The organism is Bacteroidota bacterium, from assembly GCA_018698135.1.
Lineage (GTDB): Bacteria > Bacteroidota > Bacteroidia > CAILMK01 > JAAYUY01 > JABINZ01.
The window spans coordinates 1-15,072 of the sequence record JABINZ010000082.1; the positions used below are offsets into that span (position 1 = coordinate 1).

The following is a 15,072-nucleotide window of genomic DNA, read 5'->3' on the forward strand; positions in this document are numbered from 1 at the left end:
AATATGGAAAATTAAAATTCTGTTTTAAATTGAATCCAAACAAGCGAGAAGTTCCAATTGCAATATCAGAATAGCCAGAAAAATCACCATAAATCTGAAATGCAAAGTACACAACACCTAATAACAGTAAACTTCCAGAATAATCAGTATAATTATTAAATATATCATTAGCATAATTCGCACAATTGTCAGCAATTACCATTTTCTTAAAAAGTCCCCATAAGATCTGGCGAGTTCCATCAACTGCTTTAGAATAATCAAATATTCTTTTTTTGTAAAATTGAGGCAATAAATTAGTTGCTCTTTCAATAGGTCCAGCAACAAGCTGAGGGAAAAAACTTACAAAAGTGAAAAATGAAATAATATCTTTTGTTGGTTCAAGTTTTCGCTTATAAACATCTATTGAATAACTTAGAGTTTGAAAGGTATAAAAGCTTATTCCAACAGGTAAAATAATATTTAAACGAGAAATTTCAATATGGGATCCCAGTAAAGTAAATGCTTCTGAAAATGATTCAGCAAAGAAATCAAAATATTTAAAAAAACCAAGAAATCCAAGATTGACAAAAATACTTATTAGTAATAAAAGTAACCTTTTGGATTTCTCAGCAGTTTTTGATAAGCCTCTGCCAACCAGATAATCTACAAATGAACTAAAGATTATAAGAGACAAAAATCTCCAATCCCACCAACCATAAAACACATAACTAGCTATTAAAAGAAAGCTATTTTGAATTTTAATGTTTTTACTTACTACAGACCAATATAGCAAGAATACAATGGGTAAAAATATTGCAAACTCTATTGAATTAAATAACATTTAGTAGATAATATTAAATAATGGCATCAATTTGCTTGAAATGATCAAAAGATTTCTTTTGCCACTGCAAATGAATATTTGAATAATCTGCGCACTTTTGTTTAACTTCTAAATTGGATAGATATTTTTTGTGAATTTCATAAATAATATCAGTATCATCAATGGATAAATCAATAATTTCTCCTAATCCATTATTTTTTATCATTGGGACTATTGTTTCAATAAACTCGGTTGTAAGCACTGGAATCCCATTGGCCAGATATTCGGCAAATTTGGTTGGGAAAGAATTTCGATTAAGTGGTAAATCCGCTCTGAATAAAAACGCTAAATCAGCTATCATTTGAATACTACACAATTCTTTTTGGGTCATAGAGCTCACAGAATAAGAACCTTCAGAGACATTATATTTTTTAAAGTATTTAATAAAATCATTATGATCACTTTCTGTGAGTACGATAAAAAATGAATCCTTAAAAACCTTGTTAAACTTTGAGAAAAAAAGCACTGTTTCTTCTACCATCTGATAGTGATAGGAAGATCCTGTATAGACAAACACAAATTTATTACTGAGATTCAACATTGCTCTTTTTGCCAACATTTCTTTTTCAGAATAGTAAAAAATATTCTTATCAAAATAATTATACTTTGGAATAATTGTGCTATTATTTTGGTCTTTTTTATAGGTATCTGAAACTACATAGGTAAATTCAATTTTACGTTCAGAATAAGCCAGAATTTTTTTCAACCATCCCAATTTCCTCTTTGATGCTCCTAATTTCTCTAATTCATCAATGTAATCTCCCCTTTTATCATATACTATCTTATAAGATGAAAACAGCTTTGCTAAAGAGGCTATGAAAAGAGGTGTGTCGCCATAAACATAAACTATATCGGGCCTATATTTATTGATGGAATATAAAAATCGAATGATATTAATAAACATTTCAAGAGCCTGATAGATATTTTTTTTGCGTGGGAAAATCCTCTTAAATGATAAAAAATAAACCCCATTCAAATGTTCATTTTGAGGGATATACTTTCGGTTTGTTTCAATGCTATTTTTAAAATTATTAAAGGAAACGATATTGACCTTATAATTATTATTATCAAGATGCGGCATTAAAAACTTAACGATATTTGAAAAATTCGTTTGGTCACCATTTTCTCTAAAGACAGCTCTGTATTTATAGAAAGAAATTGTTTTACGTTTGTTAGCTGAAATTGATTGTTGCTTTTCCATTTTTTCTTCTAATTCCATCCCATATACCCCAATAATAAAATTTAATTAACTTGAAATCTGCTATTCTTAGAGCCCATTTAATTTTTATTGGAAGAAAAATAATTTCCTTGAAAACATATACAAGAATATTCACATATTGCTTATGTCTATGGAAAAATAGTGCTTTATTTCTTTTTATATAATAATATTTAAAATAATATCCTTCTTTGTTATTTTTTGACCAAACATGATAATGCCACGCTTTAGCATTTTGGGTCACCAACATTTTATATTTTGTCAAACTAAATTTATAAGCAAATTCAAGTTCATCACCATACATGAAGTTCTCTTCTTCAAAAAGTCCGATCTTATTGTAAACTTTAGTTTTCAGAAACAGTGCACCTCCATGCATAAAATTCACTTCTTGTTTTTCTGGCAAACCTAAATCCTCAAAAATTTGATTCGTGCAAGTATTAATCACTTTTCCTGAGCGAAATGAGATGTTTATATCAAATGACTGAATTACAGACTGATTTTTTTTGGAGGCATGACCGAAAAAAACCAAAGGAGAAATTGCACCAATATCAGTATTGCTTTCAGCAAGTTTAACAAGTTCTTCAATGCATAAAGTATCTAAAACCATATCGGTGTTAAGAACGAAAAAGTAATCGCATCCATCATCAACTGCCTTTTGAGCCAAATAATTATTTCCTTTTGCAAAACCCCAATTTTCTTCTGAACGAAATAGAATTACATTAGGTAAGTATTTTTTTAGTATTGAAGCAGACCTATCACTTGAGTTATTATCTAAAGCATAATAGCTAACATTTTGAAAAGACTGAGCTAGCAATGAATCTGCAAGTGGTTTAATATGTTTTTCCTCATTATACAATACTAACAATATAGTAACCTTCTTCATATACTAATCTATGTTGTATTTGAAATAATCTAGCTATTAATTTTGAATAAATTTCTTATTTCTATTCCAAAAAACCTCTTCCCAAACGCTGATATTCAACAATCTAACTAATTTCCGAAGAGGCATTTTTTCAATTGTTTCTAGAATATTTTGTCCCCAATTCATATCTTTTAACAACGTAGATGATTCAATTTTCAAACAACACCAATCCTTAAGCTCACCTCTAAGCCAATAGTCATCTGCATTTGCAAATCCAAGTTTGTCTTTTCGCCATACAATATCATCTGGAAGTTTATTCTGCATTGCAATTCTTGCAATATGTTTTGTCCATCCGTCATGGATTTTATATACGATAGGAATAGAAGCCAAAAATTCAACTAATCGATAATCCAGGAATGGAGCACGGGATACTACAGAATTTGGCATGTTTAAACTATCGTGATAATGTAATGGGGTGGCTAGTGTAAACATGGTGTCATTCAAGAATTTTTGATTAAGCGGAACCGTCAGATCCGTTTTCTTATTATATTTTTTGAATAGTTTAACAATCATTTTTCGGCCCAGCAATCGCTTTAGCAGATTGATAAGGGTTGCGAAAAAGAATTTTTTTCTGTTTAGATTAGGCAATTTGTTAAGACTTATATATTCCTTAAGTAAACTTACTAAAGGTGCATCAATGATATAGGAAATAAAATATTTAAAGAAACCACCCATTTGTCCATCAGCACCAACACCATCAATAGCTACCTTAAAATTTTTATTGTGCATGTCTTTATATACAACCCAGCCCGACATTCCAGTACTGTCAGGAGGATTTTCCATGGAAAAGATTACTCTTTCATAATCCGTGATAATATCGTTTGCTATTGGCTCTACCCGATTTGATTTTATATTCAGATAATCTACAACTGTATCTATAAATTCACTTTCATCCCATATTTTTTTTTCGTCCCCCTTATAAACACTCGAAAAAGATTCATGATCATCAGCTCTGTTTTCGTTGGAAAGATGCTTATCCACATAATATGCTATTGTAGAGCTATCAAGTCCGCCTGATAAAGTTGTCCCAACTTTAACATCCTTTGTTCTGATTTTTACAGCGTCTGAAAGAATCTCATTGTATTTTGTTGAATAGATTGCTGCTTTGTTTTTATCAAATTTTTCATTATCTAATGTAGCTTTAGCAGTCCAAAATCGTTTCTCTTTGATGCCATCAATCAGTTCATCTATTGACACTTCAATGAAACTTGAGATAGCAAACCTATAAATATTTGTAAAAGAGGTTTCCCTTAAATGCTCTTTTGTTCCATTAGCATAAAAATCCTTTATATAGGGAATGTTAGGAGAAGATTTAACATCAGGACTACAGAGCAGGGCTTTAATTTCAGAAGCAAAAATAAATCGATTATCGTCCTTATAGTAATATAAAGGCTTCATCCCAAAACGATCACGCGAAACAATTATTTTACATTCTTCTGTATCATAAATTGCAAAAACCCAATTCCCATTAAATTTATTGAAGCAATCGATACCCCATTGATCATAAGCAGCAATTATGGCTTCAGTATCTGATGTGGTTTGAAAAGTATGGCCATATTTAAAGAGCTCTGCTTTTATCTCTTCAGAATTGAAGATTTCTCCATCATAAACAATCCAATATCTGTTCTTATAACTCATCGGCTGATGGTCAGTACTTTTAAATACACCAACGTTTAATCTTCGTGAACCAAATGCAATTTGCGATTGAAGTTCGTAAGCTTCCTGAATATTATTTGATGGGAAAAAATCTGGTACAGTTATTTTTTCCTTTAATGAAGGAGTATTGTTTCCAGAAAAGAAATATTGTACATTGTTATTGAAAAGTACATATCCCTCATCATCAGGACCTCTGTGTTTAATAGCATTATTCATGCTTTCAATATGCTGAGCCTGTAAAGTATTCTTAGACTTTAAGTTTATAATGCCTACGATTCCTGACATATATGCAAAATTTATTTTTAGAAATCAAACTTTTTGTATCCGCTTTTCAAAACCCATTTAGCGTATGGTTTCCTGATCAAAGGCAAGGAACACATTAGAATATCTATATCCCTGCTTCTCTTAGGTCCTCTTTTAATAGCTTTGAGTTGATTGAATGATTTTCTTATCCTTCTTAAATACTTCGTGAGAACATTATCAAATGAAATGTCTTTTGTTCTTTTTAATGAATATGTTAATAGCTCTTTACATTCATCAATCCACTGCTTTAAATAAATCGTATTTTCAAAGACATGATTTTTAGTAAGATCATACGTTTTAACAGAGTTGTAAACTAGGGTGCTATTATCCCAATTCGTTTTATAGAAATGCTGTTTTACACTCCTATTATCATGTTCAATAAAGTAGCCCTCGTTGGTTCCCTTTTTCTTTTTTTGAGTCAACACATCAAAATAAAAATTCCCTGTGCTATAGTTTACTAATTTGTTGTCTATGATCTCAATAGGCTGAATTGCATGTGCATGAGTACCATAAATAATATTTACACCAAGTTTATTCAATCTGAGAAAGAAACTTCTTCTGCGTGGCCATGGAACACTAAAATACTCTTCACCGCCATGATAACTTAGAATCGTAAAATAACCATCATCAATGTACTTCTTAAGGGTTTTTTCTAATTGATTCCTTTGAGGCAAAGAAAATGGCCCAATATTTTTTGACTCAAACATGGGACCTTCGTGGTGGGTGTAAGCCAGGACAACTACTTTGCGCTTTTCATTTTCAATGATAATTTCCTGATACTTTTCATCTAAGTCCAGACCAGCCCCTACAATCAGAATATCATTTTGTTTCAAAATATTTATTGTGTCAATCAATCCGTCTTCACCACAATCCATAATATGATTATTTGCAATAATCGCAATTTTGACATTTAGTTCTTTTAAAAACCTAATTGAGTCTTCAGAGGAGGATATACCATATGATCTACCGGCTCGTGGTTTTGCAGATGTAATTGGCCCTTCAAGATTAATAGCTACCAATTCTGCATTTTTACAGATTTTAATAATCTCTGGATCTATAGTTAAATCCACATTATTAAATAATGAATCACCTATTAATACTATTCCTGACATAATTTCATACCATTCAAGATATAGATAAATCTATTTTATTTAAATATCTGCTGGATGTAATTTATAGCATTCTCATTGAGATCAGCATATAATAAGTCAGTATTGGATTCAACAAAATCTTTATCAATTATAGAATAATCCAATTTCAATAATTTATCTCGGATATGCTTTGTGAACCGCAAGCCTATCATTTTTGCAGGATTTCCCGCAACAATACTAAATGGCTCTATATCTTTTGTTACAATACTTCCGGCACCAATAATACTTCCCTTTCCGATACTTACACCTGACAATATTAGGGTGTTCATCCCAATCCAAACATCATCTTCGATAATGATGTTTCCTTTTGAAGTTGCTTCGAACTTTTCTTTTAAAAATTTGACTTTGAAAGGATAGGTTGAGAAATGATTGTGATTGTGATTTCCACCTAAAACGAATTTAACTCCAGGACCAATTGATACAATGTGTCCAATAATTAGCTTTTCACCAGGTGTATTCCAGGAGAAAATATTAATTGAGCCATAGCTATGATTTCCAATACTAACCAATTCAATTGGAAAAATATTGGCAGGAGTAGTCCGATTATGAAGATTTTTCTCGTTCCATTGCTTCTTAAATTTTCGAAACTTTCTTTTTCTTTTAATAATAGACAGCATAAAATTTAAATTTTGAATAGAATTTAGCTTGTGATATTGATGAAATATTCTGTAAACTTTTCTAATGTATGATTGCTTGTTGCTTTGATACGCCCATTTTTCCCAAGCCTTTCTATTAATTTGGTATTTGTAATAAGTTTAATAATTGCATCAGCAATTTCTTCTGCATCCAGTTTAACTAATATCCCTTCATTTTCTGTCACCAACAATCTGGTTTCTCCCACATCCGAAGCGATAATAGCATTTTCACAAGCCATTGCCTCTAATAAGGATTGACTTGGGTAATTCTCCTTTTGTTGTATAGAGATGAAAATTTTGGATTTTTGAAGGTACTCCCAGGGTGTTGATATTGACCCCATAAAATGTACATTCTTAAAATTGTTTTCTTGAATAAATTTCTTAATGTTGGATTTTTCAGTGCCGTCACCAATTAAATAGAATTTCATTGTTGAGAAATCCGGAAAACGGTTTGATAAAACTAATAAAGATTCAAGAAACAAAATTGGATTTTTAGTTGAGTTCATTCTTGCCAAAAAAACTATTGCATTGTCCTTGGGAAAGCTTGCATAATAATTTTTATAAGTGATAAAACTATTTGGTGTAACCAATATTCGTTTTTTATTAATATGCCCAATTATTCTTTCAGTTTCTTTTATTAATCCTTTCGACAAAAAATCAATTTTATCACAATGCTTTAATACCCAGTACTCAGAATCAAAAAACTTTAATACATTTTTATGTACCGTATTAAAAGCTGAATTCATAAAACTATGAATCAAATAAAAATTAAAAATGTTTTTCAGAGGCCATGCCCATATGCCACCAGTATAAACGCTGTAAATGGTATTAATTGCATATTTACGAACGTAATTTCTGAACTGAAATGAAAAAATAACCCATAAAAAAAACATTTTAAAAAATGTTTTTAAAGAGCCTAAAAGACTCTTAACTGCATTCTTCTTCTTTTTTAACTTTACCAAATTATTATCATCCGATGCAGCTTTAGCTCTAGCAGTTTTTATTATTGCCGGGAACTTTAATAGTAATATATTTTTGTTGGTTTTTAGAATATTATTTTCATAAAGATTCTCATATAATTTATCATTAATTAACAAAAAGTAATCTTCATTCTGCTCAATTAATCTATTGTATAAAGCACTATATCTTTTCTGCGCACCACCATCAAAATTTCCCATCAAATTAATCATGAGAATAGCTTTATTTTTCCTATTAATTATTGTCATATTTGCTTTTACCTACTGATTGGGAATTATTCACATTTAGTTTCGACAAAACCGACAATAAGATCCCAATCATTATCATCATAGGAAATATATTTTTCCCTAAAGTAAGCTCAGAAAAGAGTTTGTCAATAACAAATGTAAATTTATTTACTAAGAAAGAGATTGCAACTATAGAAACTAAAAAAAGATTTAAAGAGTTCTTTAAAATATTGTATTTATTAGCCTTAAATTTAAAGTAGACTCTTTTAATCAGAATAAAAATTAAATAATAAAATATCATATAAATTGAAATTCCAATAATTCCAAATTGTGCAATATGTCCGGTAATAGGTAAATCAGTTACATCGTAATCTTCAACAGCGAATTCAGTTTGCTCATATAGACGCCCCAAACCTGTTCCAAATAATGGATATTTTTTAATGGTGTATAAATGTGCGGGCAGCTGATTTTGGATTCGTCCCTCAACTCTTCCTTCTTCTAACTCTCCTCCTTTAAAAATTAAAGAATAAATGTCATTTGTTAATCTTTGTGAATAAGAAATATATTTTGGAAAAGTTAACATCAGTAATAACCAAAGAATAACTATTGGAAATACTAACCGGGATAAAGGTTTTATGATATTAGCATGAAAGAACCATTTATTTAAAATCCATAAAGTAATTAATATTACCCCCAATAAATATAAAAACATTCCCTTGGTTAATGTGAGTATAATTGACATAACCGTTAATACAAATCCTATATAAATGATCTTTTTATACTTTGCATTTAACTTTAATAAATAAACGCAAACTGCTATTGGAACAATAAAAAGGCTCAATCCGCTACTGAGCATAAAAGTGCGAATTACACCACTTCCCCCTTGCCCACGATATCTATCCATTGTTCCAACGGGAATCAAATCTAATCCAGAAAATAATGTCATAAAATACAACGATAAAGGAATTATAGTTGCAAAGATTATAAAATAGTAGAAGTAATTTAGGTTTCTTTTTGCCATCACATAAACCGGGATAATTAATAAAAAGCCAAAAAGGGGAATTCGCTCACGAACAATTTGATACCTTAGAACATAATTTAAACTCTGCTCTGGTACTATCATCCCATGTACAATTATTCTGTAAATCATGAAAAAGAAAAAAAATTTTAAAAACGAACCCAAAAGTTTATCAGAAAAAACTGCACGTGTATTTACTTTATTAGATAGCAATGGAAGAAAAGATAAAAAAATGAAGATATCTATATAATTGAACCCACCCAAATTAGATCTGCTTAAAAGACCTGCTATATGGCCAGTAGGATCAAACAAGAGGGTGATGAACAACCAAAAAGAAAAATCTGGATTTTTATTAACCAAAGGTATAATAATTAACGCTAATAAAAGTAAAATTAAATAATTAAGCATTTTTTATAAAGGGTAGAAATGTTATGTAATAATAAATGACAAATAAATATTTCCTGAAAATAAAGATTATTATTTATTAGTTAATTTTTTAATAATATTTGTGGTTACTTTATTAACAGTCTTTTTAGAAAGATGTAATTGTTTTCTTAATGTTTTAAAAGAAACTACTCCAACGATAAATGGAGTAAAAGTCAAAACAATAAATATCAATGCCTTTAGCCAAGTACTTATAGAATAATCATATCTTATTTCAGAGAAGTTTATTAATATAGATACAATAATAACCAAGCCTATATAGAGTACGACTCGAATTATTCGAATATTTACTTTAAAATAACTTTGAGATATATTAAATACAATGATTATCTGAGCCAAACTCGCTACAATGGTTGTAAATGCTGCCCCTAATATTCCATAATGCGGGATAAAATAGAAATTCATTGATGCATTTAGAACAGCCATAGAAGGTACAATCCAGGCAAAATGCTTTGTTTTCATTTTCAGCTCTATTCCACCTCCAACCACCTGAACTGACTGGTCAAATATTTTTGAGAACAATATAAACGGAAGAACAATAACTCCTGCATAATAAACTGGTGGAACAAGTATTTTCATAATATCAAATCCGAAAATTGACAGGAATGAGGCCATCGTAACACTTACAATCAGGAATAATCTCCAAACACTTGATACCAGCTTTTTTGTTTCAATTTTATTTTTAGAAGTATCACTTTCATATTTATTCATAAGGTGAGGGCCCCAACTCATATTTACTGCCATTGCCAGAATTTGTAAAGTCATTGCGAGCTTTCCACCGATACCGTATAAACCAACAGACTCAGTGCCATGATAATGTAATAGAAACAATCGATCGGAGTAAACACAAACCCAGGAACCCAATCCTGCAAAAATAAGAGGATAACCATATCTGAGCATTTTTTTTGCCCAATACCAGCTAAATTGGTAATAATATCGTTTTCTGTTAAATTTAAAAAAGGATAAGAAAAAAATCGAAACGGATGTAATAAACGTACTCAACTGAGCTCCCCAAACACCTTCTTTCAAAACAAGTACTAAATAAATTCCCAAACTTACCCTGATAACAATCCTTAGAATTGTCACAAAATTATATTTCCAGGGATCAAAAAAATACCGGAACAAATGTTCCTGATCACTTCCAAGGCTTTGTAATGGAACCAGCATTAAAGATAAAAATACTACCCAGCTATATTGATCTGTATCAAAAAGAGCGATAGATATTTGCGATGAAAACAATGAGAGTATGACAGAAGGTATAATTGATAGTAACCTAAAAACCAATCCGGTAAACAAAACTTTTCCTTTTTCAATTTCTGTTTTGGCAACATAAAAAAATCTTCCTGTAGCGGAATCCATTCCAACACTTAAAACTATTGTCATAATAAATATTCCAACAGCAAGTGTATCCAGTATTCCATAGTCAGAGGGAGTTAAGGCACGAGTATAAAATGGGAATAAGAAAAATCCTATAAATTTTCTAATGCCTTTTCCAATACCGTAAATTAATGTATTCTTTATAAATTTTGAAATTTCAGTCAAGGCTAGTGCAAATCAAGTTCTTCCTTATAATATTTTCCGATCTTATCTGGGCTATGATACTTTTTGTAAAACTCCATGGATTTAATTGATAATTGCATTCGTTTTTCTTTATCCTGAATAATATTTTCTAAGTCCGCCAATAATGATTGAGATGTGCTACATATTACCGGAAGATCAGGAAATTTATTTTCAATAAATCCTGTTTTTCCTGTAAATATAATGCAACCTCTTGCCATAGCTTCAATGCCAAGTGCACCGTAGCCTAATCCTAAACAATCAACTAAAATATGATTTCGTTCTAACTCTCCTAAAACTTCATCATTGGGGATCCCTGTTTTATATATAATTTCAACATTGTCATACTTTTCATCCAATTGTTCAAGTACAGGCATGATAATATGACTCATTTTAACTAAAGGATTACTAGGAAAATGAACAATACGAATTTTGTTTTCTTCGAATTTCTTCAGATAATTTTTTCTTTTTGGTATCTGTCCTGGCACAATTAGCCATACTATATTTTTGTTTTTTAAAAATGAAGCACAATCATCCTGAGAAATAATTTTTGTTGAATACTTCTCTAATTTCTGTACAAATGCTTTTTTCTTTTCAATTTTATAACAAAAAGCCATTGCCTTTTTTTCTTCATCCAGACAGCGATTACAGATATATTCGGGATTATCGTGTTGATAGGCTGGGTCTCTTTCGACACATCCGGCAAAGATGAAAAACACTTTTTTTGAAAAAAATCGCAATATGGGCAAATCAAGGTTATTGTGTAAAAATGACCTGGGCGAAATAAAGATGAATGTATTATACTTAATCAGCCAATAAGGGAAAATTAAATTGATTATCAGGCGGTTTATCAGAGCAGTAGTGTTTTTATTGAACAGTTTTGGAAAGAATCCGTTTTTAAATTTATAAACAACTTTTCCCTTTTTATAATTAAAGGGCTGTTCAAAATTACCATACTGATAAAAACGAGCATTAATTCCTTCGCCCTTAAGAGCCTCTACAATTGCATTAGAGAGGTTTGCTAAATTTAATGGCCCTACAAACACCCTGCTTTTCTTTCGCCACATATTATTCTATCTAAATTGCTTTTTAATGATATAAGAACAGTCTCCTTTGTCAGGTTAAATTGTCCCTGCTTATTAATTTGTTTTTCAACCACAGCTATTACTTCATCTTAATATTTCGGGTCATACAACTCACTGGATTCAAACCAATTTTTAAAGTCTTCAAGCTTCTTTAATTAAATTATTAAATATGATCTGAAGTTGTTTTAATTCATATAGCTCTCTGGCTGGAGTACCAGCCCAAGTTTGATCAGATTGTATATCTTTGGTTACTACTGCACCCATTCCTACTTTTACATTATCACCTATTTTTAATCCGTCTCGTAAACAAGAAGAAGGTGCTATCCAACAGTTCTTCCCAATTATTGTACTCCCTCCAATCAATGAATTGGCAATTATTAAAGAGTCTTCGCTAATCTCAACATTGTGGGAAATATGAACTAAGTTATCTATTTTAACTCCATTACCAATTACTGTATTACCAAGCGAACCCCTATCGATACAAGTATTAGAACCAATTTCAACACCATCTCCAATAATGACCCCCCCTATATGTGGGAAATTAATATTTTTTTGATCATCATTTTTAATAAATCCAAATCCTTCTGCTCCAATTACAGATCCAGGATAAATTATTGTATTTTTCCCTATTTCTACATTGTCATATATATATACATTGCCATATATGATTACCCCCGATCCAATTTTACATTTTCCAATATATGCATTTGGCCCAATGGAAACATTTTTATCAATAATTGCCTCCTCATTTATTGTTGCTGAGGCATGTATTATTCTAGATTCTTGAATTTTTGGAAATAATTTTTTTATGATCCTTGTGATAACAACTCTAGGATTATCAACTAGTATGAAGACCTTATTAAAGTTTAATAAGTCATCCAAGTTGATTGATTTTTCACAAATAATTAGTTTGGAAGATGTTGTTTGAATTAGTGATAAAATGTCTTTTTTTCCTTCACTGATAAAAACTAATGAATTTTCATCAGCATTTTTTATTGGTTTAATATTGGTAAAACTGATATCATCAGTTTTACCAATTATTTCAAATGAACCTAAACCTTCTCTAATGTCTATTAATTTATATCTTTTCATATTAATTAAAATTGTTGTCAGTAGAAATATCAATATATATACCCTAACTATTGTTCATTCAAATGTAGCATTTCATTATTTGCTTTTTAATGATATAAGAACAGTCTCCTTTGTTAGATTAAATTGCCCCTGATCATTAATTTGTTGTTCAACTGCAGTATTTCATTTATCTGAATATTTTGAATCAAATAACTCATTGGATTGAAACCAGCTTATGAAGTCTTCTATGTTTTTTTACCATAATTAAAATTTATTTGCCTGTACCGCATCCTATATCTAATACTTTATATCCGGGTTTAACATTTAATTTTTCAATAACCAAGCTTGTAAAATCAAGTATTTCATTGGTTCTGTTTGTTAATTCTCCGGCAATTAAACCATTTGCGTATGATCTTATATACATTTTTAATATGTTTAATGTTTAGATTATTTGCTATTATTAAACTATTATTGATGAATTAATTTATTCGTAAAAGTGATTATTAAAATAACTTGCAGGATGAATAAGTGAGTAAATTATCTCATGATTGTCTTTAGCATGCTCACCCAAGGATCGGATATCTCCTTTTCTCAGATTACCTTTATCATAGCATTTCCACCTTATCCACTCGGAATCACTAATATAAAAAGTGTCATTCATCCAGCTATAAGCTTCATACAATAGTCCGAAATCTTCTGGTTTTCTGTTTATCCAAAAATCAAGATTGTTAAATTCAGTCATGCCTCCATGACCTGCAGTACCCAATATTTTAATATTAAATATTTTATTGATGATATCAATATCACGCTTTAAGCATTCTTCAGCATCCTCATTCCAGATTTCTGATTCATCAATTACTTCTGAATGATAACCAATTTCATGACCTGATTCGATTAAATATTTAATGATACGATAATTCTCAAAGGAAAATGGATTGTATTCAGGAGCATGCAGGCGAATAAAAAATGAAGCTTTTATTCTCAACCTGTTCATAAACTCTCCAATTTTTTCAGCTTTCTTGATGGAGAAATCAACATCAATCCGGTTGATCAGTGTTTTAGGTTCAAGTGTTCCGCTTTTTTTTCTTTGATGGAATTCGGCACAGGTTATAATATGATAACCTTGTTTAATTGCTTCACTGAATTGAGCTTCAATACTCTCAAACGTAAAAGAAGTTTTTGTATCCATTAGTTGATTGTTTTTCTTAAAGAATCTTTGTCTGGAAAATTTACCAATACTCCCATTCTTTTCTGCTGATATACAACCATACTACCAAGGGCTGTTGCTGAAGCCCCACCGTTATTTACTACATTTCCAATATCTTCAATAGAACCTGCTCCTCCGTTAGCAATAACCGGAATATTTACTACATCAGAGATTGCTTTAATGATTTCATTATCATATCCATTCCATGTTCCATCCCTTTCCATTGATGTAATCAATAATTCACCAGCTCCTCTTTTTTCAACTTCTAACGCCCAATCTATTGGATTAAGTTTAGTTTTCTTCGTACCGTCATTAGAAAATACTTGGTATTTACCCCAAATATTCTTTTTAATATCAATGGAGACTATAATGCTTTGATTTCCAAAATGTTTTGCCAATTCAGTAATTAATTCAGGCTTTTGAACTGCAATTGTATTTATTACAAGTTTTTCAAATCCAATGGAGAGTATCTTTTTTGCTGTTGCGAAATCTCGTATTCCTCCCCCGTAAGATAAAGGCATAAAGCACTCATTAGCTATTTCCTCTAATATCTTAAAATTAACTGGCCTTTTTTGAACTGTTGCTCTAATATCTAAGAAACACAATTCATCAACTTCTAACTCATTAAAGATTCTAACAGTATTAATTGGATCACCAATATAACCATACTTGCCAAATTGGACTGTCTTTACTAAACTTTCATCAATAAGCTGCAAACAGGGAATGACTCTGGTACTAAGCAT

Annotated in this window: 14 protein-coding genes; all 14 read right to left on the reverse strand. The window is 30.5% G+C overall.

Annotated elements, in window-relative coordinates; translation table 11 throughout:
- Positions 1-820: MBOAT family protein (locus tag HOG71_04930; GenBank protein ID MBT5990176.1), on the reverse strand; the 820-nt coding region annotated here is incomplete at its 3' end.
- Between the two features lie 13 nt (positions 821-833).
- Positions 834-2,060, reverse strand: a complete 1,227-nt coding sequence (locus tag HOG71_04935) for a hypothetical protein (protein ID MBT5990177.1) — start codon at positions 2,058-2,060, stop codon at positions 834-836.
- Complete coding sequence (locus HOG71_04940) at positions 2,032-2,958, reverse strand: glycosyltransferase family 2 protein (GenBank protein ID MBT5990178.1); 927 nt, start codon at positions 2,956-2,958, stop codon at positions 2,032-2,034. Before HOG71_04940 ends, HOG71_04935 begins: the two co-directional genes overlap by 29 nt.
- A 36-nt stretch (positions 2,959-2,994) precedes the next feature.
- Complete coding sequence (gene asnB / locus HOG71_04945) at positions 2,995-4,938, reverse strand: asparagine synthase (glutamine-hydrolyzing) (protein ID MBT5990179.1); 1,944 nt, start codon at positions 4,936-4,938, stop codon at positions 2,995-2,997.
- A gap of 17 nt (positions 4,939-4,955) precedes the next feature.
- Positions 4,956-6,068 carry a CapA family protein gene (locus HOG71_04950; GenBank protein ID MBT5990180.1) on the reverse strand — a complete coding sequence of 371 codons (1,113 nt, stop codon included), beginning with the start codon at positions 6,066-6,068 and terminating at the stop codon, positions 4,956-4,958.
- Positions 6,069-6,103: 35 nt separating this feature from the next.
- Complete coding sequence (locus HOG71_04955; protein MBT5990181.1) at positions 6,104-6,724, reverse strand: CatB-related O-acetyltransferase; 621 nt, start codon at positions 6,722-6,724, stop codon at positions 6,104-6,106.
- 23 nt (positions 6,725-6,747) lie between these two features.
- A complete protein-coding gene (locus HOG71_04960; protein MBT5990182.1) occupies positions 6,748-7,932 on the reverse strand; it encodes a glycosyltransferase in 1,185 nt (394 codons plus the stop codon).
- A 22-nt stretch (positions 7,933-7,954) separates the two neighbouring features.
- Complete coding sequence (locus HOG71_04965) at positions 7,955-9,373, reverse strand: hypothetical protein (protein MBT5990183.1); 1,419 nt, start codon at positions 9,371-9,373, stop codon at positions 7,955-7,957.
- A 69-nt stretch (positions 9,374-9,442) separates the two neighbouring features.
- On the reverse strand, positions 9,443-10,951 hold the full coding sequence (locus HOG71_04970) for a polysaccharide biosynthesis protein (GenBank protein MBT5990184.1): 1,509 nt from the start codon (positions 10,949-10,951) through the stop codon (positions 9,443-9,445).
- 2 nt (positions 10,952-10,953) lie between these two features.
- Positions 10,954-11,685 (reverse strand): hypothetical protein, encoded by a 732-nt coding sequence (locus HOG71_04975; protein MBT5990185.1) that lies wholly within the window; start codon positions 11,683-11,685, stop codon positions 10,954-10,956.
- A 507-nt stretch (positions 11,686-12,192) separates the two neighbouring features.
- Entirely contained in the window at positions 12,193-13,143 is a 951-nt protein-coding gene (locus tag HOG71_04980; protein ID MBT5990186.1) for a UDP-3-O-(3-hydroxymyristoyl)glucosamine N-acyltransferase, read from the reverse strand.
- 250 nt (positions 13,144-13,393) lie between these two features.
- A complete protein-coding gene (locus HOG71_04985) occupies positions 13,394-13,546 on the reverse strand; it encodes a hypothetical protein (protein ID MBT5990187.1) in 153 nt (50 codons plus the stop codon).
- Positions 13,547-13,606: 60 nt separating this feature from the next.
- Positions 13,607-14,311 carry a hypothetical protein gene (locus HOG71_04990; GenBank protein ID MBT5990188.1) on the reverse strand — a complete coding sequence of 235 codons (705 nt, stop codon included), beginning with the start codon at positions 14,309-14,311 and terminating at the stop codon, positions 13,607-13,609.
- A complete protein-coding gene (gene hisF, locus HOG71_04995; protein MBT5990189.1) occupies positions 14,311-15,072 on the reverse strand; it encodes an imidazole glycerol phosphate synthase subunit HisF in 762 nt (253 codons plus the stop codon). The genes HOG71_04990 and hisF overlap by 1 nt, the downstream gene beginning before the upstream one ends.

Excerpts from the sequence above, each read along its gene's own strand:
- HOG71_04935 (MBT5990177.1), bottom strand. The coding sequence starts at position 2,060 with ATGGAAAAGCAACAATCAATTTCAGCTAACAAACGTAAAACAATTTCT.
- HOG71_04940 (MBT5990178.1), bottom strand. The coding sequence starts at position 2,958 with ATGAAGAAGGTTACTATATTGTTAGTATTGTATAATGAGGAAAAACAT.
- asnB (MBT5990179.1), bottom strand. The coding sequence starts at position 4,938 with ATGTCAGGAATCGTAGGCATTATAAACTTAAAGTCTAAGAATACTTTA.
- HOG71_04950 (MBT5990180.1), bottom strand. The coding sequence starts at position 6,068 with ATGTCAGGAATAGTATTAATAGGTGATTCATTATTTAATAATGTGGAT.
- HOG71_04955 (MBT5990181.1), bottom strand. The coding sequence starts at position 6,724 with ATGCTGTCTATTATTAAAAGAAAAAGAAAGTTTCGAAAATTTAAGAAG.
- HOG71_04960 (MBT5990182.1), bottom strand. The coding sequence starts at position 7,932 with ATGATTAATTTGATGGGAAATTTTGATGGTGGTGCGCAGAAAAGATAT.
- HOG71_04965 (MBT5990183.1), bottom strand. The coding sequence starts at position 9,373 with ATGCTTAATTATTTAATTTTACTTTTATTAGCGTTAATTATTATACCT.
- HOG71_04980 (MBT5990186.1), bottom strand. The coding sequence starts at position 13,143 with ATGAAAAGATATAAATTAATAGACATTAGAGAAGGTTTAGGTTCATTT.
- HOG71_04985 (MBT5990187.1), bottom strand. The coding sequence starts at position 13,546 with ATGTATATAAGATCATACGCAAATGGTTTAATTGCCGGAGAATTAACA.
- HOG71_04990 (MBT5990188.1), bottom strand. The coding sequence starts at position 14,311 with ATGGATACAAAAACTTCTTTTACGTTTGAGAGTATTGAAGCTCAATTC.
- hisF (MBT5990189.1), bottom strand. The coding sequence starts at position 15,072 with ATGCTTAGTACCAGAGTCATTCCCTGTTTGCAGCTTATTGATGAAAGT.